General features: G+C 59.2%; 19 protein-coding genes. 13 read left to right on the forward strand and 6 right to left on the reverse strand.

What is annotated here, in order from left to right; genetic code table 11:
* Positions 1-67 precede the first annotated feature (67 nt).
* Positions 68-949, reverse strand: coding sequence for a LysR substrate-binding domain-containing protein (locus ACSQ87_RS18485; RefSeq protein ID WP_223430910.1), 882 nt, complete (start codon positions 947-949; stop codon positions 68-70).
* 139 nt (positions 950-1088) lie between these two features.
* Here ACSQ87_RS18485 and ACSQ87_RS18490 point away from each other — a divergent pair, with 139 nt between their 5' ends.
* The 3 genes from ACSQ87_RS18490 to ACSQ87_RS18500 all read left to right on the forward strand — a co-directional run bounded on the left by ACSQ87_RS18490 (position 1089) and on the right by ACSQ87_RS18500 (position 3813).
* Positions 1089-2120: a D-cysteine desulfhydrase family protein gene (locus ACSQ87_RS18490; RefSeq protein WP_436274028.1), complete on the forward strand. Its 1032-nt coding sequence runs from the start codon at positions 1089-1091 to the stop codon at positions 2118-2120.
* A gap of 122 nt (positions 2121-2242) precedes the next feature.
* Positions 2243-3481 carry an S-type pyocin domain-containing protein gene (locus ACSQ87_RS18495; protein WP_223430912.1) on the forward strand — a complete coding sequence of 413 codons (1239 nt, stop codon included), beginning with the start codon at positions 2243-2245 and terminating at the stop codon, positions 3479-3481.
* Positions 3478-3813 (forward strand): hypothetical protein, encoded by a 336-nt coding sequence (locus ACSQ87_RS18500; protein WP_223430913.1) that lies wholly within the window; start codon positions 3478-3480, stop codon positions 3811-3813. Before ACSQ87_RS18495 ends, ACSQ87_RS18500 begins: the two co-directional genes overlap by 4 nt.
* A gap of 104 nt (positions 3814-3917) precedes the next feature.
* Here the strand turns inward: ACSQ87_RS18500 and ACSQ87_RS18505 are convergent, their stop codons facing one another.
* On the reverse strand, positions 3918-4256 hold the full coding sequence (locus tag ACSQ87_RS18505; RefSeq protein WP_347805141.1) for an FKBP-type peptidyl-prolyl cis-trans isomerase: 339 nt from the start codon (positions 4254-4256) through the stop codon (positions 3918-3920).
* Between the two features lie 146 nt (positions 4257-4402).
* Between ACSQ87_RS18505 and ACSQ87_RS18510 the strand changes: the two genes are divergently transcribed.
* The 3 genes from ACSQ87_RS18510 (at position 4403) to ACSQ87_RS18520 (ending at position 6964) form a co-directional block, all read left to right on the forward strand.
* Entirely contained in the window at positions 4403-5467 is a 1065-nt protein-coding gene (locus tag ACSQ87_RS18510) for a M4 family metallopeptidase (protein WP_436274029.1), read from the forward strand.
* Complete coding sequence (locus ACSQ87_RS18515) at positions 5464-5787, forward strand: protealysin inhibitor emfourin (RefSeq protein WP_436274030.1); 324 nt, start codon at positions 5464-5466, stop codon at positions 5785-5787. Before ACSQ87_RS18510 ends, ACSQ87_RS18515 begins: the two co-directional genes overlap by 4 nt.
* A 103-nt stretch (positions 5788-5890) precedes the next feature.
* Positions 5891-6964 carry a diguanylate cyclase domain-containing protein gene (locus tag ACSQ87_RS18520; RefSeq protein ID WP_436274031.1) on the forward strand — a complete coding sequence of 358 codons (1074 nt, stop codon included), beginning with the start codon at positions 5891-5893 and terminating at the stop codon, positions 6962-6964.
* Positions 6965-6969: 5 nt separating this feature from the next.
* On the opposite strand, the gene ACSQ87_RS18525 is transcribed toward ACSQ87_RS18520, so the two are convergent.
* The gene (locus ACSQ87_RS18525; protein WP_436274032.1) at positions 6970-7434 is read right to left on the reverse strand and encodes a hypothetical protein; all 465 of its coding nucleotides are present in this window, start codon (positions 7432-7434) and stop codon (positions 6970-6972) included.
* A 554-nt stretch (positions 7435-7988) separates the two neighbouring features.
* Here ACSQ87_RS18525 and ACSQ87_RS18530 point away from each other — a divergent pair.
* The 4 genes from ACSQ87_RS18530 (at position 7989) to ACSQ87_RS18545 (ending at position 12795) form a co-directional block, all read left to right on the forward strand.
* Positions 7989-8585: a LemA family protein gene (locus tag ACSQ87_RS18530; protein WP_223430920.1), complete on the forward strand. Its 597-nt coding sequence runs from the start codon at positions 7989-7991 to the stop codon at positions 8583-8585.
* Between the two features lie 24 nt (positions 8586-8609).
* Positions 8610-10532 (forward strand): M48 family metallopeptidase, encoded by a 1923-nt coding sequence (locus ACSQ87_RS18535; RefSeq protein WP_223430921.1) that lies wholly within the window; start codon positions 8610-8612, stop codon positions 10530-10532.
* Positions 10533-10690: 158 nt separating this feature from the next.
* Positions 10691-11995, forward strand: coding sequence for an MFS transporter (locus tag ACSQ87_RS18540; RefSeq protein WP_436274033.1), 1305 nt, complete (start codon positions 10691-10693; stop codon positions 11993-11995).
* Between the two features lie 23 nt (positions 11996-12018).
* Positions 12019-12795, forward strand: coding sequence for a substrate-binding domain-containing protein (locus ACSQ87_RS18545; protein ID WP_436274034.1), 777 nt, complete (start codon positions 12019-12021; stop codon positions 12793-12795).
* Here the strand turns inward: ACSQ87_RS18545 and ACSQ87_RS18550 are convergent.
* A complete protein-coding gene (locus tag ACSQ87_RS18550; protein WP_436274035.1) occupies positions 12785-13690 on the reverse strand; it encodes a LysR family transcriptional regulator in 906 nt (301 codons plus the stop codon). The genes ACSQ87_RS18545 and ACSQ87_RS18550 overlap by 11 nt on opposite strands.
* 294 nt (positions 13691-13984) lie before the next feature.
* Between ACSQ87_RS18550 and ACSQ87_RS18555 the strand changes: the two genes are divergently transcribed.
* Both ACSQ87_RS18555 and ACSQ87_RS18560 read left to right on the forward strand, forming a co-directional pair.
* Positions 13985-15796: a monovalent cation:proton antiporter-2 (CPA2) family protein gene (locus tag ACSQ87_RS18555; protein WP_436274036.1), complete on the forward strand. Its 1812-nt coding sequence runs from the start codon at positions 13985-13987 to the stop codon at positions 15794-15796.
* Between the two features lie 198 nt (positions 15797-15994).
* A complete protein-coding gene (locus ACSQ87_RS18560) occupies positions 15995-17098 on the forward strand; it encodes a DNA alkylation repair protein (RefSeq protein WP_436274037.1) in 1104 nt (367 codons plus the stop codon).
* 34 nt (positions 17099-17132) lie between these two features.
* Here ACSQ87_RS18560 and ACSQ87_RS18565 read toward each other — a convergent pair whose 3' ends face one another.
* Both ACSQ87_RS18565 and ACSQ87_RS18570 read right to left on the reverse strand, forming a co-directional pair.
* Positions 17133-17348 carry a DUF4287 domain-containing protein gene (locus ACSQ87_RS18565; RefSeq protein ID WP_223430929.1) on the reverse strand — a complete coding sequence of 72 codons (216 nt, stop codon included), beginning with the start codon at positions 17346-17348 and terminating at the stop codon, positions 17133-17135.
* Positions 17349-17424: 76 nt separating this feature from the next.
* Complete coding sequence (locus ACSQ87_RS18570) at positions 17425-18309, reverse strand: LysR family transcriptional regulator (protein ID WP_150657463.1); 885 nt, start codon at positions 18307-18309, stop codon at positions 17425-17427.
* Between the two features lie 121 nt (positions 18310-18430).
* Here ACSQ87_RS18570 and ACSQ87_RS18575 point away from each other — a divergent pair, with 121 nt between their 5' ends.
* Positions 18431-20095, forward strand: a complete 1665-nt coding sequence (locus tag ACSQ87_RS18575) for a GMC family oxidoreductase (protein ID WP_436274038.1) — start codon at positions 18431-18433, stop codon at positions 20093-20095.
* Positions 20096-20172: the final 77 nt, after the last annotated feature.

Raw genomic sequence — 20172 nt, forward strand, 5'->3', positions numbered from 1 at the left:
AAAGGCGTTGGTTTTTGATGCGCCGTAGCCTATCGAAACCCTGCTGAAAAATCCGCATCCGCAACGGTCACGCCAGTCGCTGCGCAACAAATTCGATAAAGGCTTTCAACTTGGGCAGTGATTTGCGCGAGCGTGGATAAACCATTTGTACCGGCTTGGGCGGCGGAGCATAGGCGTCGAGGATCCGCACGAGTTCACCTTTAGCCAACGCGGCCGACACCAGGAAATCAGGCTGCATCAAAATCCCCTCTCCGGCCACGGCCGCCTGCAGCAACACTTGGCCGTCATTGCTTTTCAACACCGCCCCTTCAGGCCAGGGAACCTCGCTGGCGCCGTTTTGCAAAGGCCAGGCAAACCGGTTATTCCAGGACGTGTGGGTGAGGATTCTGTGTCGGTGCAGGTCTTCGGGGGATTGGGGTTCCTGCCATTTTTCCAGATACCGGGGCGATGCGCAGATCACCATTCGATACGGTGGCAATGGCTTGGCCAGCAGATTCACGCCGATCAATTCGGAGATCCTGAACGCCAGATCGAATGACGTCTCGTACAGGTCCACCACTTCGTTGCTCAAAATCAGCTCGACCTGAATCTGCGGATAACACTGCATGAACTCCGACACCAGAGGACCGACCAATGCCACGCCGAGGGTCATCGGCGCGGTGATTCGCAACAGGCCGCTGGGCTCCGGGTTCGACGCCTCCACCCGGCTGAATGCGTACTTCACCTGCTCCAGTGCCCGCTTGGCCTCTTCATAAAACAACCGCCCTTCCCCGGTGATGGATTGCCGTCGGGTGGTGCGTTGAATGAGCTGGGTGTTGAGGGTTTTCTCCAGGCTCTGGATATGCCGTCCAACCATGACTGCCGACATCCCGACGTCACTGGCCGCATCGGCGAAACTGCCCGCCTCGACCACGGCGACGAAAACTTCCATTTGCCTGAGTTTGCTCATGACCATGCCTTGTGAAGGGAGGAAACAGAACGCTTGATTAAGTACATCAGGTTAAAGGAGTAATAACCGGCAATGCGTTTATCACGAAGGGCTTTCTCCCTAGAGTCACTTGATTAAAGTGAACAACGAGGCTCCATTGATGCAAACCCTACTGGACACGTCACTGAGTTCTTTTGCGCGGGCAGACCTTCTGCAAGGCCCCACGCCCATCCAGCGCGCCGAACGCCTCGAACACCTGCTGGGCTTGAAGTCGCAGGGAATCGGCCTGTTTCTCAAGCGCGACGATCATATGCTGATTGGCAGTGGCGGTAACAAACTGCGCAAACTCGAATTCCATATCGGCGCAGCGCTGGCGGCCGGAGTCGACACGGTGATCACCGTGGGCGGCACTCAGTCCAACCATGCACGCCTGACCGCCGCGGTGTGCGCGCGCCTGGGCCTTGCCTGCGAACTGATCCTGATCCGCGCGGTACCCAAAACCGATGTGGATTACGAACTCAACGGCAACGTTCTGCTCGACCAGTTGTTTGGCGCACAGCTACAGGTGCTTGCCGGGGGCAGCGACTCACTCGCCGTGGCCGAAACACGGGCCACGCAACTTCGGGATTCGGGGCGCAACGTGCTGGTGATTCCCACCGGTGGCTCAACGCCGCTGGGCAGTCTCGGTTATGCGCGCTGCGCGGCGGAGATCGCGCAGCAGGAGACGGAACTCGGCCTCACCTTCAATCAAGTCGTGGTGCCCAACGGCAGCGCCGGCACCCACGCCGGGCTCGCGGCCGGCTTCCAGTTGCTGGGCCGAGGCACCTCGATCGTAAAATCCTATTCAGTTTTGTCCGATCGAGACACGTCAGCGGCCAGAACCCGGCAATTGACCCAGGACGCATTGGCGCTGTTGGGCAGCAGCGCCGTCGTTCAGGCTGAAGAGATCGCCATTGACGGCAGTCAGTTGGGCGACGGTTACGGTCTGCCAACGCCGGCCATGCAGGAAGCAGTGCGCCTGATGGCTCGCGCCGAAGGCCTGTTGATCGACCCGGTCTACTCCGGCAAAGCGTTTGCTGGGCTGTTGGCCGATCTCAGGCAAGGACGTTACCGTTCTGGGGACAATGTGCTGTTCGTGATGACGGGTGGAACACCGGGCCTTTATGCCTACCGGGAGACCTTTCAGTCTTAGCGGTTAATCGTCGCGCGTCAGTCCTTCCACTAACTCATAGAGTTTCAGACCCGTCCTACATCTATCAAATGTCCGTTGATATAGCGTCCGCATCGTTTTCAAATGATGAAACAAGGACGCTCATGGCTAGCAAAACAGGCATACCCAGGATTCAAAACCCACCGTCAGGCGACGGGCATCACGTCACCAGCCGCTACATGAACGCCACCGAACTGGCAGAGCGGGACGCCAGACAAAAAAAATATGACGACATGTTGGCCCGACAACAGGCATATGAAGACCGTTTCATAAGGCAACCTCAGCAACATGACCAGCCCAGCTCCATGGGTTGCGTATTCGCCAAAAGCTGCAACCTCCCCGACGGCGTAATCAACCACGACAATCCAACCGGGTTTGTCCCGGTCGAGAAATTGGCCGACTACGGAAAGTTCTCGCTTTTAGGTGGCCGTGAAAGGGATGAAGCAGGAAACATACCTCTAAAAAAAATCAGTGGTAGCGCATTACCTCGCTCATTTGGAACACTGATTTTGGGTGGCGTAGGAGCTGCTGGCTCCGGGGCGGCTGCAAGCGGTGCGGGGGTAGTGACGGCTGGTGTTGTTGCTGGCGCTTTGGCGGGAGTCGTTGCGTTGCTCTGGCCATCGACGCTCGGGGACAGTTCCCTGTATTCGGAAGTACAGCTCAAATCACTCAAAGAAGGTCGCACCCGAGTTCGCCTGCATATTGAACACCAGGCCAATGGCACCTTGAAGGCATACGGATACAACACTCAAAAGCGCAGCGACTGGGAAATGATTCCTGTCGTGCAGTTCGTAGCTCAAGGCTCTCAGCAAGTGGCTGACTTTGGTAACGGGGTAACGCTGATATGGACACCAGCCGTAGATCCGTCGAGCACTTCGGGAATCCCGCCGCTAGAAGGAGCTCCACAAGCTCCGCAAATCTGGGTTTATCCGCCTACACCAGCGGCTGACAGCATCATTGTTAACCCAATCTATCCGCCTGAGTACAAGGACTTCATCCTTGTTTTCCCGGCTGATTCCGGCATCAAGCCTCTTTACATTGTCTTTTCCCTGCGATTCGATGCTGCCAGGTACCATGGAAAGACGGATACACCAGTTAAAAGTAAGGGTCCCGAGAATGGCCAGGAAGCTTTGGATAATTCGGTACAGATAAAACCTACATCGGAACGCAGGATTGGTATTGATCCCAAAACCAACGAGTTTGTCGTCTTTGATCATACGGGAGGGGACGACTACCACGGACATGTCAGAGCATGGAATAAACTCCATCAAGATATGAAAAATGTATTGATCAAGGCAAAAAAAGCCGACACCAAGGGAAACATCCTGGGAGCTAAACAGTGAGTCTTATCTACCACGATCCGTCGATTAGCCATGACGAAGCAATCAGTCTCTTTGATAGCGGCTTAGAAAAGAACATTGTCACCGCGCTGATTTCCATCGGACTAAATGAGCAAGACAGTGCCTGGGCTCAGACCATTTGCCTGAAACATCTCGAGAGTGGCACTCAGTCGGTGGCTGCGGCAGCAATCACCGCACTCGGCCATGTAGCCCGCAGATTCGGTGAGCTTGAAATACAAGCCGTGATGCCCGCCCTTGATTACGTGAAAGGAAAATTCCCTGCACTAGAAGCCACAGTTGCTGACACGCTCGACGATATTGAAATGTTCACCTGACTCACTAAATCAAAACCAGAAATCACCCTCCCAACACATAAAAACCCCACCATTTCTTCTAACAGAGATGGCGGGGTTCGCCATTTCAGCCCACACCCAACAAATCAATCATCGCGCGTCAGCACTTCCAGCAATTCAATCTCGAAAATCAGGTTCGAATTCGGTGTGATCGCACCCATCGTCCGCTCGCCATAGGCCAAATGCGCAGGCACCAGGAGCTTGCGCTTGCCGCCGACCTGCATGCCCATAATCCCCTGATCCCAACCCTTGATCACCCGACCGGTGCCAATCACGCACTGGAAAGGTTTGCCCCGGCTGTAGGAAGAATCAAATTCAGTCCCGTCTTCCAGCCAGCCGCGGTATTGGGTGGTAATCAGCGCGCCTTTGACGGCGGCTTTGCCGTCGCCCGGCTCAAGGTCAATGATTTGCAACTCGTCGTTCATGATTCCTACTCGTTCACTGTCGCCCAGTGATTGGGGCGCGGACGGAGGTTTTCGCAGAAACCGGCGCGCAAGGCAATCCACGGAACCGAAAGACCGTCATCCGGCTCACATGAATAACGACTTCGTATTCAGGAAAGGATGCTCTGATGACCGACTCATCACCGCTGTACAGTTTCATCCCGCCCTACATCCTCAACCGAATCATCGCCCACGGTTCCGACCGTCAGCGCTCCAGCGCCCAGACCACACTGATCCATGTCCGTCGTCTGCGGCACAATCCCGGCCCGCCATCGCGACCACCCGCCAAAGCGATCTTGCCGCTGCCCGGCCGCCCCGGCCTGACGCAACGCAGCATTCATGACGCGCAAGGGAAAATGCTTCTGCCGGGGATGCCTGTGCGGCTTGAAGGCCAGGCGGCAACCGGCGATCCGGCGGTCGACGAGGCCTACGACGCAATGGGTGCCAGCTATGATTTCTTCTGGAAGGTGCTGGGTCGGGACTCCATCGACAACAAGGGTTTTGCCCTGATCGGCAGCGTGCATTACGGCCTGGATTACCAGAACGCATTCTGGAACGGCGCGCAAATGGTGTTCGGCGACGGCGATGGTGAAATCTTCGAGCGCTTCACCCGCTCTCTGGATGTGATCGGTCACGAGTTGACGCATGGCGTTATCGAAAGCGAAGCCGGTCTGGTCTATGCCAGCCAGTCCGGCGCATTGAACGAATCGATATCGGACGTTTTCGGGGTACTGATCAAACAACATGTACTGGGCCAGACCGCCGAACAGGCTGACTGGCTGATCGGTGCGGACCTGCTGGCACCACGCATCAAAGGTATCGGTTTACGCTCGATGGCCCATCCGGGCACGGCCTATGACGACCCGTTGCTTGGCAAGGACCCGCAACCGGATCACATGCGCAAGTTCGTCATCACCCAGGAAGACAATGGAGGGGTGCACATCAATTCGGGCATCCCTAATCGGGCGTTTTATCTGGCCGCAATGGCGCTGGGCGGCTTTGCCTGGGAAAGAACCGGCCGCATCTGGTACGACGCGCTGTGCGACAAACGCCTGAGTAGCGAAGCGACATTCAGTGCCTTCGCGCAACTGACCGTCGAGCATGCCCGGCAAGGTTTTGGGGCGAAGGCAGTCGAGGCGGTGCGGCACGGCTGGTCTGAAGTGGGCGTCGACCTGACGCCGGAGGAACAATGAAAACCTTGCCAACACTGGACGATAACGCGGTGGTCTGTGTCTCCCGCCAGGGCGGCATAGCGGCGATCCACACCTTGACCCGCCCTCGAGAGATCGAATTCGCCCAATGCAATGCCGACCAACGCACCCGCATTTGTTCGTTGCTCGAGGGTTGCCTGCTTATGACGAGTTCTTCCGCCGGTCGGGGCGATCAGCGCTTCTATCAAATCGAAGTGCGCTACCGCTGCGGCGAACAGGACGACCGGATGGTGATGAAGGTGCCTGAAGATCAGGCGCCTGGGGAATTGGTGCATCTGTGGGACAAAGGTGAACTGCTATAAGTTTGGCGCCCCTCGCAATAGAGGCTGATGATCGAAGGCCGTGTGAACTAACATAGGCGCATCTCTCCCGATACGGCTGATACGCCACGATGGCGAAACCTGAATGAATGTGGATTGGACCAGCGCTGCCATCGGCTCAATGATGCTAGCCCTGATCATCGCGTTGATCTGTCGCGAGCGCTCGCTGCAAAAGCAGCTGGCCGAGTATCGCGTGCTGATCACCAGCCTGACTGACGGGCAAAACATCCGTCAGGACGGCGATGCCGAACGCTTCAAGCGTAGCCAGTACTTCGCCCGCATCGGCACGTGGGACTGGGATGTCGACACCGACAAGCTCTACTGGTCGGACGCGATCTACGGCATGTTTGGCTTCAGGATCGACGAAGTAACGCCCTCCTACGCCCTGTTTTGCTCATGTGTTCACCCCGACGATCGGGCCAGGGTCCGGGCCGGGGAATTGCGCTGCCTGGAAACCGGCGACAACCATGACGAGGAATACCGGGTGATCTGGCCCGACGGCACGATCCGCTGGCTTCGGGAAACCGGCAATGTGGTCAAGAACGACCACGATGCAACGATCAAGATGATGGGCGTGGTACGCGATATCACTGAGGAAAAAGCCTCCGCCAGCTACCTGCAACACCTGGCCCACTTCGACCCGCTGACCGGCCTGCCCAATCGTCTGGTGCTCGAGGAGCGTCTGTCGGAAGCGCTGGAACAGGCGCGCATCAGCGCCACGAGGGTTGCGCTGGTGTTTGTCGACCTCAACGGTTTCAAGGCAATCAACGACCATTACGGCCATGCCGCCGGCGACCGGGTACTGATCACCACCGCCACCCGCCTGAAGAAAATCCTGCGTTCAACCGACACCGTCGCCCGGATCGGTGGCGACGAATTTGTGGTCATCCTTCAAGGCCTGCCCCAGGGCAACAGCCTGCAAGACGAAGCCCGCAGCATCTGCCAGAAAATCTTCGTCGAACTGTCGCCACCGGTGACCATCGGTAATGATCAACGCCACATCGGCACCAGCCTGGGGGTCGCGGTGTTCCCGGACCATGCGCCGAGCATGGACCGGTTGATTCATATTGCGGATCTGGCGATGTATGAGGCGAAGCGCAGTGGGAATAATCAGTATCGGTTGGGTGAACAATCGATGAGCCCTAGCCGGGTTGATTGACCCGTTCAATCCTTGCGCTGGCCGAATGGAATGCCGTTGAAGGTGTGGGTGCAGCAATAACAATTAGGTGTCATGCGCTCGGCCGTCAGCTCGGGATTGACGATCCGCAGACACCCTTGATCATCGACATACAAGCCACTGAAGTAGCTCGACTCCCCCAATCGCACCTGCTCCTGCCTTTCGTTTTCATGCAGAGCCACCATCCAGAACACCGGTTCAGGCCGATCGAGGCGAGCCACCGCTTCGCTGAACACTTCATCCCACCGCCCACCGACGCGGGACAGCAAAAACCGGAACAACGGCGTGTAATCGAACCCGTGCAGACGAGTCCCATGCATCGATCCCCGGAGCGCATCGTTCTGGATTTCAGTCTTGGTATTGCGCTGATGCCGGTAATGCCCCGTGATTTCGTTACACCGGACACCCCAAGTGCGGGTATTAACCTTGCGGTAAAGGGGTTTCTTTTCCAACGAGTCGCTCCTGACATCCAGTCAATGAAATCGCCGCAGAGCTTTACCGGAACCGCTGGCAATTTCAATCAACCCTCGATGGCCAATTGTTGCTGGCGGTTTAACGCTCCACTGGCGTGATAGCAATAATCGTCCCGTTAGTAATCATCACCATCATGTACTTGTCGTTGTTCTGCACTCATTGCGCCTGCCCCTTCGGGGCTTTCAGACCTTTCTGTTTCCAGTTACTCAAGGCCTTTGCGCTGCGCTGAAAAACGTCCGGGGCGCGGGCGCGACCACTAAATCCTGGGAGTTGTTAACCCCTGGCTGAACGGTTATTTGCGGTGGGTCATCCGCTTGAACGATCGGGCTGGATACCGGCAATGCCTGCGACAAGGGCGAGGCTGGCGATAAGGGTCTTGTTGTTCATCGATGAACCCCCAGTAAATTCGTGGTACCCGATCCGGGACCGTAGTGACGCCCAATCATTTCAATCGGGGCGACCGGCAGCAGCCAAACCTGCTGATTTCAGATAACATCCCGCGCCCCATCCCGCACGCTGATAAGGACATCACATGGCAGCTTCCAGCGCCGTTATTCTGGTCATTCTGGCCCTCTTCATTCTCTATGCCATTGGCGTCTTCAACGCCTTGGTCGCCCGCCGCAACCAATTCAAGAATGCCTTCGCCCAGGTTGAAGTGCAGCTCAAGCGTCGCTACGACCTGATCCCCAATCTGGTGGAAACCGCCAAGGGCTATCTGGCCCACGAGCGTGGCACCCTTGAAGCTGTCATCGCCGCGCGCAACACCGCACTGGCCGGACTCCAGGCCGCCCGGGCACAACCGGGTGATGCGGGCAGCATCGCGCAATTGAGCCTTGCGGACGGTGCGCTCAATAGCGCCATGGGACGCCTGAATGTGACGATGGAAGCTTATCCCGATCTCAAGGGCTCGCAGAACATGCAGCAGCTCAGTGAAGAGTTGAGCAGCACCGAAAACAAGGTGGCGTTCGCCCGTCAGGCGTTCAACGATGCGGTCATGGCCTACAACACGCTCAAGCAGAGCTTCCCGGCCGTGCTGCTGGCTGCCATCTTCGGCCATGGCGCCGACGCCAGCCTGCTGGAATTTGCCGACAGCGCGGTGATTCAGGACGCTCCGAAAGTCTCTTTTTGACGCCCCTTATCCACGGACGGACCCATGAATTTTTTTGAACAACAGCGCCAGGCCAAGCGCCGCACAGTGCTGCTCGTGTTGTTGATGACGCTGGCCGTGTTCAGCCTGATCGCCATCACCTGCCTGGCATTGACCCTGCCAATGGAAGAAATCCCCTACGTCCTGCGACAATACCTGACCCTGGACTTGCGGCTCGTCACGGTGGTTTCGGCGGTCGTATTGAGCATTGTGCTGCTGGGCAGTGTGGCGAAATATTCCGAGCTCGCCACAGGCGGTAAAGTGGTCGCCCGGCGCCTCGGGGGCCGCTTGATCAACCACAGTGCACGCACCCTGGAAGAACAGCGGCTGCTTAACGTGGTTGAAGAAATGGCCCTCGCCTCGGGCACCGTTGTGCCGTCGGTGTACCTGCTGCCGGAACCCGGCATCAACGCCTTCGCCGCCGGTTTCACGCCTCAGGATGCCGTCATCGGCGTCACGCAGGGGGCGATCTCGCTGCTCTCTCGTGATGAGTTGCAAGGCGTGATCGCCCACGAGTTCAGCCACATCTACAACGGTGACATGCGCCTCAATACCCGACTGATCGCCATCGTCCACGGGATTCTGGTGCTTAGCCTGACGGGCGGTTTCATTTTGCGCAAACTGGAAAAGGTCGACCAAGTGGCAATCCGCCGCTTGGTGCTGCTGCCTTTCGTCGTGGGCATGGTGCTGTGTGTGGTCGGGTTTGCCGGAAGCTTTTTTGGCAATCTGATCAAGGCATCCGTCAGCCGACAACGAGAGTTCCTGGCCGATGCGACTGCGGTGCAGTTCACCCGAAACCCGCAAAGCATTAGCGGCGCGCTGAAAAAGATCGGCGGGTATGAACAGGGTTCGAACCTCAAATCGCCCGTTGCCGCCGAATTCAGTCACTTGTACTTTGGCGCGGGCGTGTCGACGGCGATAGATGGCATGTTCTCGACCCACCCTGAACTGAGTGAGCGCATCCGGCGCATTGACGCGCATTGGGACGGCAGCTTCCCGATAATCGAAGCACCGGCGCTGGCGGCGATGGACGTCGCAATGGTATTGCCGGTGTCTGACGCCTTCAGTGGTTTGCCCGCTGCCGCCACAGCGGTGCTCTACGACGTCAGCGCAGTGCAGGCGTCGATCGCGATGATCGGTTCCCCACAGCCCGAGCACATCACCGAGGCTCGCCGGTTGCTGGAAGACATTCCGCAGGCGCTCAAACTCGCGGCTCGCAGTACTGACGGCGCCGAGGCCTTGCTCTATGGTCTGGTGTTATCACCTTCCGCGCCGCTGCTGGCGATGCAACTCGAGACGCTGCAGCCACAGGTCGACAGCACGGTGTTCAATACCCTGGACCTGTTGCGCGATTCGCTCTCGACCCTCAACCCCGGGTTGCGTTTACCGCTGCTGGATCTGGCGATACCGAGCCTCAAGCAGCTCGGTAAAAAACCCTTTGCGGCGGTTAAACGTAACTTGAGCCTGTTGATTGAAGCCGATAACGACGTCGATTTGCTGGAGTGGACCCTTCTGCGCATCGTCGAGCGCAACGTCGAAGGCGCGCCCGCCGTTCAATTCAAGTTCGGTTTGTTCCAGTGCGCCGACGAGCTCACCGTACTGCTGAGCACCCTGGCCATCGCGGGCCAGCCAGACCCGAAAGACGCTTTAGCAGCCCTTGAATACGCCTGGGAAGGCCTGCCGTTCGAACGCGGGCACGAACTGCCGAGCGAACTGGAAAACCTCGAAGCGGCACTCAAGCGCCTGCGTCACCTTATGCCTGAGGAAAAACCCGCCCTGTTGAACGCCTTGGTTCGCTGTGTGGAGCATGACGGCAAGGTCACCGTGGCGGAAGCGCAATTGATGCGGGCAATCGCAGACCTGCTGGACTGCCCCATGCCGCCTGTGCTGTTTGCGCAACACGATATCGCGCCAACGACTACAAATTGATTCGCAGGGCTGCGCATTCGCATTGATCCGCTTCACGCATTAATACATGCCAACAATGCAATTAACATATCGATCACCCTGCTCCACTATCCGCCCCAATAAGAACCGTGCGCCGCGTCCAGGCGGTGCACGTCATAAAAGCGGTGGAGTACACGTCTATGACAGCATCAACCCAACGGCCCGCGACTTCCGGTCGCTCCCGGGCCAGTGCGATTTTCCGGGTTACCTCGGGCAACTTCCTCGAACAATTCGACTTCTTCCTTTTCGGCTTTTACGCCACGCAGATTGCTGCCGTGTTCTTCCCGGCCAGCAGCGAGTTCGCCTCGCTGATGATGACCTTCGCGGTGTTCGGCGCAGGCTTTCTGATGCGACCGTTGGGCGCCGTAGTGCTGGGTGCTTACATCGATGATGTGGGCCGGCGCAAAGGGTTGATCGTCACCCTGTCGATCATGGCCAGCGGCACGATTTTGATTGTGCTGGTGCCCGGCTATGAAACCATCGGGCTGTTCGCCCCGGCCATCGTGTTGATCGGCCGCTTGCTGCAAGGCTTCTCGGCCGGCGCAGAAATGGGTGGCGTCTCGGTGTACCTCTCGGAGATCGCCACGCCCGGCAACAAAGGCTTTTTCACCAGTTGGCAGTCGGCCAGCCAGCAAGTGGCGATCATTGTCGCGGCGGCGTTGGGCTATGGCCTGAACCAATGGATGGCGCCGGCGATGATTGCCGATTGGGGCTGGCGGATTCCGTTTTTCGTCGGCTGCATGATCGTGCCGTTCATTTTCTTCCTGCGCCGCAACCTTGAGGAAACCGAAGCGTTCGCCGCCCGCAAACACCGCCCGAGCATGGGCGATGTGTTCCGCACGTTGGCGCAGAACTGGGTGATTGTGTTCGCCGGAATGATGATGGTCGCCCTGACCACCACTGCGTTTTACCTGATCACCGTGTACGCACCGACCTTCGGCAAAACCGTGCTGCACCTGAGCACGTCTGATGCGCTGCTGGTGACCTTGCTGGTAGGCGTTTCGAACTTCTTCTGGCTGCCGATTGGCGGTGCACTGTCGGACCGCATCGGCCGTCGTCCGGTGCTGATTACCATGGCCCTGCTGACCTTGGCCACGGCCTATCCGGCGCTGACGTATCTGGTGCAGGCGCCGAGCTTCATCAACATGCTGTTGGTGCTGCTGTGGTTGTCGTTCATTTACGGGTTGTACAACGGCGCGATGATTGCCGCGCTGACGGAAATCATGCCAGTCGAAGTGCGGGTCGCCGGTTTCTCCCTGGCTTATAGCCTGGCCACGGCGGTGTTCGGTGGTTTCACCCCGGCGATGTCGACCTTTCTGATCCAGTACACCGGCGACAAGGCTGCACCCGGTTACTGGATGAGTTTTGCCGCGCTGTGTGCCCTGTGCGCGACGCTGTATCTCTATCGCCGTTCGACCGGTCGCTTGCAACCGGCGATGTCTTGAGCCCCCCTTTCGAGAAAATGACCATGAAAAAGCTATTCAGTTTTGCAGCCCTTGCACTGGTGGCCGCCCTCGGTCTGAGCAGCGTCGCCCAGGCCGAAGAGATCCGCGTGATGACCTCCGGCGGTTTCACCGCGGCCTACAAAATTCTCGGCCCGAAATTCGCTGCCTCCACCGGAAACACACTGGACACCGCCCTCGGCCCTTCGATGGGCAAGGCGCCGGAAGCGATCCCCAATCGCCTGGCTCACGGTGAAAAAGCCGACGTGGTGATCATGGTCGGCTACGCCCTCGATGACCTGATCAAGCAAGGCAAAGTCGATCCCGCCTCACGGGTCGAGCTGGCTGACTCGCGGATCGGCCTGGTGGTGCGCGAAGGCGCGCCGAAGCCGGACATCAGCTCAGTCGACGGCCTGAAAAAGACCTTGCTCGACGCGAAGTCCGTGGCCTATTCCGACAGCGCCAGTGGTGTGTACATCGAGGAACAATTGTTCAAACGGCTGGGCATCGAAGACCAGCTCAAACCCAAGTCAACGATGGTTGCGAAAATCCCGGTGGGCTCGGTGGTTGCCACCGGTGACTATCAGCTGGGCTTTCAGCAGGTCAGCGAGTTGCTGCCGGTGCCGGGCGTGAGTTTTGTGGCGAAGATTCCAGAGTCGGTGCAGTCGGTGACGCGTTTCGCTGCCGGCATTCCAGTCGGTGCGCAACACCCGGCGCAAGCCAAGGCATTGCTGGATTACCTGGCCTCCACCGCCGCTCAGCCAGATGTGAAAGCCACCGGGCTGGACTCTGTCAGTCGCTGACCTGGATTTTCATTTCCACCACCAGACGTTCCAGTTCCAGTGCCGCCGGGGTCAAGGTACGACCCCGGCGCTTGATCAAACCGACACTGCGCATCACCTGCGGTGAGGTCAGCGGCACCCGTGTCAGGATTGGGTGTTCCGCCGCCGGCATCGCCATCAACGGCACCGCTGCCACGCCCAACCCCGCTTCGACCAAACCAATCATCGTCGTCACATGCCGGGTTTCGCAGATGCTCGGCCGCTGCGGCACGATGCCCGTGAGCGCCTGGTCCAGCAGAAAGCGATTGCCGGACGTCTTGTCCAACGAGATGTAGTCCTGCTGATAAAACTCATCCCACGTCACGCTGCTGCGCCCGGCCAACGGATGATCGCGCCTGCACGCCACCACATAACCTTCCTGTACCAGCGGCTCGAACTCCACTTCCGCCTCCAGTGTGCCCATGAAGCTCAGGCCGAAATCCGCCTCGCCGTTGACCACCGCACTGAGTACCTCATGGGCGCTGGAGTCGAGCACCTTGACCTTGATCCGTGGAAACTGCCGGTGGTAGTGGGCGATCACTCGCGGCATGAAGTAGTAAGCCGCCGAAGGCACGCAGGCCACGGTGACGTGGCCGAGGCGGGTCGAGGCGACTTCGCTGATGCCCAATAACGCCACATCCAGGTCGTCCAGCAGACGCTCGACGCTCGGCATAAAACCGCGTCCGGCCTGGGTCAGGCTGACCTTGCGTGTGGTGCGTTCGAACAACCTCACACCGAGGGCGTCTTCGAGTTTTTCGATGCGCCGGCTCAGCGCCGGTTGGGAGATCCGCACCGCGTCGGCCGCCTTGCGAAAGCTGCCCTGCTCCACCACGGCGCGAAAGGCTTGCAAGTCGTTCAGGTCGAAATTGATGGCCATGGTGCGCACTCGGGAACGGGAAAGATTGATCAGCTTATCCTATGAATGTAACCAATTGATGCAACATGTAACGAAATCTATTTCTCCTGATGCACCGCCTTCGCGAGCAAGCCCGCTCCCACATTTGATCAGCGTCGCCCACGAGTTCCATGCTCGCTGGAGATCCACTGTGGGAGCGGGCTTGCTCGCGAAGGCGGTGGATCAGGCAACATCGTTGTATGTCATGGCTGACGCATGAAGCATCACCCTTTATCCTTGTCCCCCCCGCCGTACCGAGTTAATGGAGTTTTTGTCATGCCCCATGAAGGCAACCTGTTGCAAGCCGCTGTCGTGTTTCTGTTCGCGGCCGTGCTCACCGTTCCCTTGGCCAAGCGCCTGCAACTGGGGGCGGTGCTGGGTTATCTGTTTGCCGGCGTGATCATCGGCCCGTCGGTGCTGGGCTTGATTGGCAATCCGCAAAGCGTCAGCCACATTTCCGAACTCGGGGTGGTGTTGCTGCTGTTCATCATTGGCCTTGAGCTGTCGCCGCGACGGTTGTGGGTGATGCGCAAATCGGTGTTCGGCGTCGGCCTGGCGCAAGTGCTGCTGACGGGCTCGGTGATTGGTGTGCTGGCGTTGTTCGTGTTCGGCCAACCGTTGAACAGCGCGATCGTGCTGGGCTTGGGCCTGGCGCTGTCGTCCACGGCGTTTGGTTTGCAAAGCCTGGCCGAGCGCAAGGAACTGACCAGCCCCCACGGGCGCTTGGCGTTCGCGATTCTATTGTTCCAGGACATCGCCGCTATCCCGTTGATCGCAATGGTGCCGTTGCTGGCGGGCGGCGATCACACCAGCAGCACTGGCGAAGGCGTCAATCACGGCTTGCGCGTGCTGGGCAGCATCGCGGTGGTGGTGATCGGTGGGCGGTATCTGCTGCGCCCAGTGTTCCGGGTGGTGGCCAAGACCGGTTTGCCGGAAGTCTCGACCGCCACCGCGTTGCTGGTGGTGATCGGCACGGCGTGGCTGATGGACTTGGTCGGCGTGTCCATGGCGCTGGGGGCGTTCCTCGCCGGGTTGCTGCTGGCGGACTCCGAATACCGGCATGAACTGGAAGCGCAAATCGAGCCGTTCAAGGGATTGCTGCTGGGGCTGTTTTTCATCAGCGTCGGCATGGGCGCCAATCTGAGTCTGCTCCTGAGCGCGCCGATCACGGTGCTGGGCCTGACCTTGTTGCTGATCGCAATCAAACTGCCGCTGCTGTTTGTCGTCGGGCGGTTGGCCGGTGGCTTGGGCAAGGTCAGTGCGATTCGCCTCGGCATCGTACTCGCGGCCGGTGGTGAATTTGCGTTTGTGGTGTTCAAGATCGGCCGCGACCAGGGGCTGTTCGAACCGCACCTGTACGACTTGCTGGTGCTGACCATCACCTTGTCCATGGCGGTGACGCCGCTGCTGTTGCTGGTGTGCGCTCGACTGGTCAGCCCCAGGGTTCAACCGGTGGTGGTGCCGGAGAAATTCCGCGCGATCGATACCGACACGCCACGCGTGGTGATCGCCGGCATGGGCCGTATGGGGCAGATCGTTGCGCGGATTTTGCGCGCGCAGAACATCAAGTTTGTCGCCCTCGACACCTCGGTGGAAACCATCGAACTGTCGCGCAGCTTCGGCGGTGTGCCGGTGTTCTACGGCGACCCGATGCGCCCGGAGATCCTCAGTGCGGCCAAGGTCGAGCAGGCGGAATACTTTGTCATCGCCACCGACGACCCGGACACCAACATCAAGACCGCCGAACTGGTGCACAAACTCTATCCGCACATCAAAATCATCGCCCGGGCCCGTAACCGTCAGCATGTGCATAGGCTGGTGGACCTTGGCGCCGAGGCCATTCGGGAAACCTATTATTCGAGTCTGGAAATGAGCCGGCGCACGCTGGTTGGCCTGGGTTTGACCCAAGCCCAGGCCGATGCGCGAATCAAGCGTTTCAAGCATCACGACGAGCAGGTGCTGGAGGCCCAGCATGCGATTTATGACGATGCGGCGAAGGTATTGCAGACGGCGCAGGAAGCCCGGGTGGAACTGGCGAGATTGTTTGAGTCGGATCAGTTGGGGGAACAGGAATCGGGTAAGGCTTGAGAATCACCCCTCACCCTAACCCTCTCCCCAGGGGGGCGAGGGGACTGACCGAGTTGTTCTTAAGAGCTACATCGACCTGAGATATCGAGTCGAACTCAGGATTTGAAAGCAATGGAGATCGGCTCCCTTTCCCCCTCTCCCCTGTGGGGAGAGGGGGTGGATCTAACTGACACACAACCATTCGAGCAAACCCATCCCATGACCACCACCAACCAACCCGCCCCCGCCCTAAAAGAAATCTTCAACGCCGACCGCCTCAAGCACATCGCCACCGAGATGACCGCCGTCTACCCAGCGTTCAACACCAAGGCCTTCCTGAAACTGGCCAACGACGGGCTAGCCGAATTATCAATCATGCAGCGCATGGCCCGGGTCAGCGAATGCCTGCACGCGGTCCTGCCGTTGAGCTATGAAGAGACGCTTGAAGTGCTGCGCGCCCTCGCTCCGCGGCTGAACAGCGGCTTCGTCAGCATCTCATTACCGCATTACGTCGCGACCTACGGCGCACATGCCTTCGAACAGTCCATGGAGGCGCTGAAATACTTCACCACCTTCGGCTCCGCGGAGTTCGCGATCCGCCATTACCTGCGCAGCGACATCGAACGCTCACTGGCGGTCATGCACGAGTGGTCCCTGGACGAAAACGAGCATGTCCGCCGCCTGGCCAGTGAAGGCAGCCGACCGCGCCTGCCGTGGTCGTTTCGGCTGGAACAGATTCAGGCTGACCCGACATTGGCGGCCGCGATCCTCGACAACCTCAAGGCCGACGACAGCCTCTACGTGCGCAAGTCCGTGGCCAACCACCTCAACGACATCACCAAGGATCATCCCGAATGGGTGCTGGACTTGATCGAAGGCTGGTCGCTGGACAACAAACACACCGCGTGGATCGCCAAACACGCCCTGCGCAGCCTGATCAAACAGGGCAACCAACGCGCATTGGCGATCATTGGCGCGGGTGGCAAGCCTGAGGTCGAGATCATCGATGTGAAGGTGGAACCGGCGGTGATTCGCCTGGGTGAAAAAATCACCCTGTCCTTCGCCGTGAAATCCACGGTCCAGGACAGTCAGCGACTGGTGATCGACTACGCCATCGATTACGTCAAAGCCAATGGCAGCACGTCGGCGAAGGTGTTCAAGCTCAAGGCGCTGACGCTTTCCGGTAACGCTACCGAGACCATTGCCCGTAGCCAGCAGATCAAGGAACTCACCACCCGCAAACACTACGTGGGCAAACACGCCGTGCACGTGCTGGTGAATGGGGAGCGCCTGGCCAGCACCTCATTCGAAATCCTCGCCTGAAACACGCTCCCCTGTAGGAGCACTTACAGGTGGCTCACGTTTTAGCGCTCGCTAAATAATGCGCAACCAGAGCATTCGCATGGCCATGCCCCATACCATGTTCAGTCTTCAGCCACGCCACCATTTCCATATGCTTCTTACCGCTCACTGTTCCCAGCAGATCCAGCCAGTGACTGATTGGCTGCCCGTACTTTTTCTCGATTGACGGGAAGTACGACGCCGGGCCTTTCACTTTTGTATCTTCGGTCATGCTGCAAGCTCCCTTTATCGCGACGGAGTGTCGGATAACGCTCCTTGTCGTCATCCAATAGACTGGACGACAAACCTTATCCCAGCAACAACCCCTGCTCCGCCTCACACAACCCCACCACGTAATCCCACAACACCCGCAACCGCACCGACTTGTGCAGCTCACGCCGCGTGCTGATCCAGTAGCTGCGCTGGATGCTTTCATCCGGCAACAACGGCACCAGGCCGGGATCGGCGCTGGCCATGTAACAAGGCAGCACGGCGATCCCCAGCCCGGAACGAGCGGCCTGTTGTTGGGCGATGACGCTGGTGCTGTGAAACACCACCTGCGGATTGCGGCAGAAGCTGTTGAGGAACATCAGTTCCTGGCTGAACAGCAAGTCATCGACATAGCCGATCCAGGCGTGGCGACCGAGGTCTTCGCGGCTGCGCAGCGGTGGCGAACGATCCAGATACTCCTGGCTGGCGTACAGCGCCAATCGATAGTCAGTCAGTTTGCGCGTGACCAGCATGTCGGCGGCCGGACGCTCCAGGTGGATGCTGATCTCGGCTTCGCGGTTGAGGATGCTGACGAAACGCGGCACCGCCACCAGTTCCACTTCCAGCCCCGGATAACGTTCGAACAGCCCGTTCATGCGGCTGGCGAGGAACATGATGCCCAGCCCTTCGGTCACGCCGACGCGGATCTTGCCCAGCGGCGCCGTGGACTGAGTAATTTCTTCCTGCGCCAGCAACGCGACGTTTTCCATGGCTTCGGCATGTTTGAGCAACGCTTCGCCCGCCGGGGTCAACTCATAACCCTGGGCGTGCTGAACAAACAGCGCAGTACCGAGGCTCTTTTCGATGGCCTCGATGTGCCGGGCCACGGTGGCGTGGGTGGTGTTCAAACGGCGGGCAGCGGTGAGCAGACGCCCGCTGCGCTGCAACTCGAGAAAAAACCGCAGGTCATTCCAGTCGAACATGAACCGTCCTTGAGGTGGGGCTGTTTAAAAACGCACAGCGGCTGCGCAAAAACTAACATTCTTTTGACGAAAGCTAACAACTAGGATGACCGACAACAAGAACAACAAATTGAGGTCACGGATGCAGACTTCCCTGGATGAATACGACTACATCGTGGTCGGGGCCGGGCCGGCCGGTTGTTTGCTGGCCAATCGGTTGTCGGCCGACCCGCAAAATCGCGTGTTGCTGCTCGAAGCCGGCGGCCGCGACAACTATGCGTGGATTCACATCCCCGTGGGTTACCTGTTCTGCATCGGCAACCCGCGCACCGACTGGTGCTTCAAGACCGAAGCGCAACCCGGCCTGCAAGGCCGCGCCCTGAGTTATCCACGTGGCAAGGTGCTCGGCGGCTGCTCCTCGATCAACGGCATGATCTACATGCGCGGCCAGGCCGGCGACTATGACGGCTGGGCCGCTGATGGCAATCCCGGCTGGAGCTGGAACGACGTGCTGCCGTTGTTCAAAAAGAGCGAAAACCACTTTGCTGGCGACTCGGAATTCCACGGTGCCGCCGGGGAATGGCGGATCGAACGTCAGCGGCTGTCATGGCCGATTCTCGATGCCTTCCGCAGCGCCGCCGAGCAAAGCGGCATCGCCAGCATCGATGACTTCAACCAGGGCGACAACGAAGGCTGTGGCTACTTCCAGGTCAACCAGAAGGCCGGGATTCGCTGGAACGCGGCCAAGGCGTTTCTCAAACCGATCCGCAACCGGCCCAATCTCACCGTGCTGACCGATGTCGAAGTCGACCGCGTGCTGCTGGAGAACGGCCGTGCATCAGCGGTCAGTACGCGTTGGCAGGGTCAGGCGAAAACCTTCAAGGCGCGCAAAGAGATTGTGCTGTGCGCCGGGTCCGTCGGCTCACCGAGCATCCTGCAACGTTCCGGGATCGGCCCTCGCCCGCTGCTGCAACGATTGGGAATCGGCGTTGCCCATGAGCTGCCCGGCGTGGGTGGCAATCTGCAGGATCACCTGCAGCTGCGGCTGATCTACAAACTGGAAAACGCCCGCACCCTTAACCAGATCGCCGGCAGCCTGTGGGGCAAGATGGGCATCGGCCTGCGTTACCTGTATGACCGCAGCGGCCCGCTGTCCATGGCGCCGAGCCAACTCGGGGCCTTCGCCCGCTCGGGACCGGAGCAGACGTCGGCGAATCTCGAGTACCACGTTCAGCCACTGTCGCTGGAGCGTTTCGGCGAGCCGTTGCATGCGTTCCCCGCCTTCACGGCGTCGGTGTGCGATCTGCGCCCGCAAAGCCGTGGTCGCGTCGAGATTCGCTCCACCGATCCGCAGGAAGCACCGCTGATTCAACCCAACTACTTGAGCCATCCGGAGGACTTGCGGGTGGCAGCGGATGCCATTCGCCTGACCCGGCGCATCGTCGCCGCACCGGCTCTGCAAGCGTTTAATCCAGTGGAGTACTTGCCCGGCGACAGCTTGCAGAGCGAAGAACAATTGCACGAAGCCGCCGCCCGCATCGGCACCACCATCTTCCATCCGGTCGGCACCTGCCGCATGGGCAACGACGCGGACGCCGTGGTCGATGCGCAACTCAAAGTCCATGGCATCCCCGGCCTGCGCATCGCCGACGCCTCGATCATGCCGCGCATCACCTCGGGCAACACCTGCTCGCCTACGCTGATGATTGCCGAAAAGGCAGCACAACTGATCCTTAACCCTTCGACAGTAGACCTATCCCCTGTGGGAGCGGGCTTGCTCGCGAAGGCGGCTTTACATTCAACATAGAGGTCGACTGACCCACCGCTTTCGTCGGAACGCCGCCCGGAGCAAGCCCGCTCCCACAGGGGATTTGTATTTGATTC

Origin of the sequence: Pseudomonas sp. LjRoot277 (genome assembly GCF_964253845.1) — a bacterium.
Taxonomy (GTDB): domain Bacteria; phylum Pseudomonadota; class Gammaproteobacteria; order Pseudomonadales; family Pseudomonadaceae; genus Aquipseudomonas.

Coding starts and splice junctions, on each gene's coding strand:
- ACSQ87_RS18485 (WP_223430910.1), bottom strand. CDS start 949: ATGAGCAAACTCAGGCAAATGGAAGTTTTCGTCGCCGTGGTCGAGGCG.
- ACSQ87_RS18490 (WP_436274028.1), top strand. CDS start 1,089: ATGCAAACCCTACTGGACACGTCACTGAGTTCTTTTGCGCGGGCAGAC.
- ACSQ87_RS18495 (WP_223430912.1), top strand. CDS start 2,243: ATGGCTAGCAAAACAGGCATACCCAGGATTCAAAACCCACCGTCAGGC.
- ACSQ87_RS18505 (WP_347805141.1), bottom strand. CDS start 4,256: ATGAACGACGAGTTGCAAATCATTGACCTTGAGCCGGGCGACGGCAAA.
- ACSQ87_RS18510 (WP_436274029.1), top strand. CDS start 4,403: ATGACCGACTCATCACCGCTGTACAGTTTCATCCCGCCCTACATCCTC.
- ACSQ87_RS18515 (WP_436274030.1), top strand. CDS start 5,464: ATGAAAACCTTGCCAACACTGGACGATAACGCGGTGGTCTGTGTCTCC.
- ACSQ87_RS18520 (WP_436274031.1), top strand. CDS start 5,891: ATGAATGTGGATTGGACCAGCGCTGCCATCGGCTCAATGATGCTAGCC.
- ACSQ87_RS18530 (WP_223430920.1), top strand. CDS start 7,989: ATGGCAGCTTCCAGCGCCGTTATTCTGGTCATTCTGGCCCTCTTCATT.
- ACSQ87_RS18535 (WP_223430921.1), top strand. CDS start 8,610: ATGAATTTTTTTGAACAACAGCGCCAGGCCAAGCGCCGCACAGTGCTG.
- ACSQ87_RS18540 (WP_436274033.1), top strand. CDS start 10,691: ATGACAGCATCAACCCAACGGCCCGCGACTTCCGGTCGCTCCCGGGCC.
- ACSQ87_RS18545 (WP_436274034.1), top strand. CDS start 12,019: ATGAAAAAGCTATTCAGTTTTGCAGCCCTTGCACTGGTGGCCGCCCTC.
- ACSQ87_RS18550 (WP_436274035.1), bottom strand. CDS start 13,690: ATGGCCATCAATTTCGACCTGAACGACTTGCAAGCCTTTCGCGCCGTG.
- ACSQ87_RS18555 (WP_436274036.1), top strand. CDS start 13,985: ATGCCCCATGAAGGCAACCTGTTGCAAGCCGCTGTCGTGTTTCTGTTC.
- ACSQ87_RS18560 (WP_436274037.1), top strand. CDS start 15,995: ATGACCACCACCAACCAACCCGCCCCCGCCCTAAAAGAAATCTTCAAC.
- ACSQ87_RS18565 (WP_223430929.1), bottom strand. CDS start 17,348: ATGACCGAAGATACAAAAGTGAAAGGCCCGGCGTCGTACTTCCCGTCA.
- ACSQ87_RS18570 (WP_150657463.1), bottom strand. CDS start 18,309: ATGTTCGACTGGAATGACCTGCGGTTTTTTCTCGAGTTGCAGCGCAGC.
- ACSQ87_RS18575 (WP_436274038.1), top strand. CDS start 18,431: ATGCAGACTTCCCTGGATGAATACGACTACATCGTGGTCGGGGCCGGG.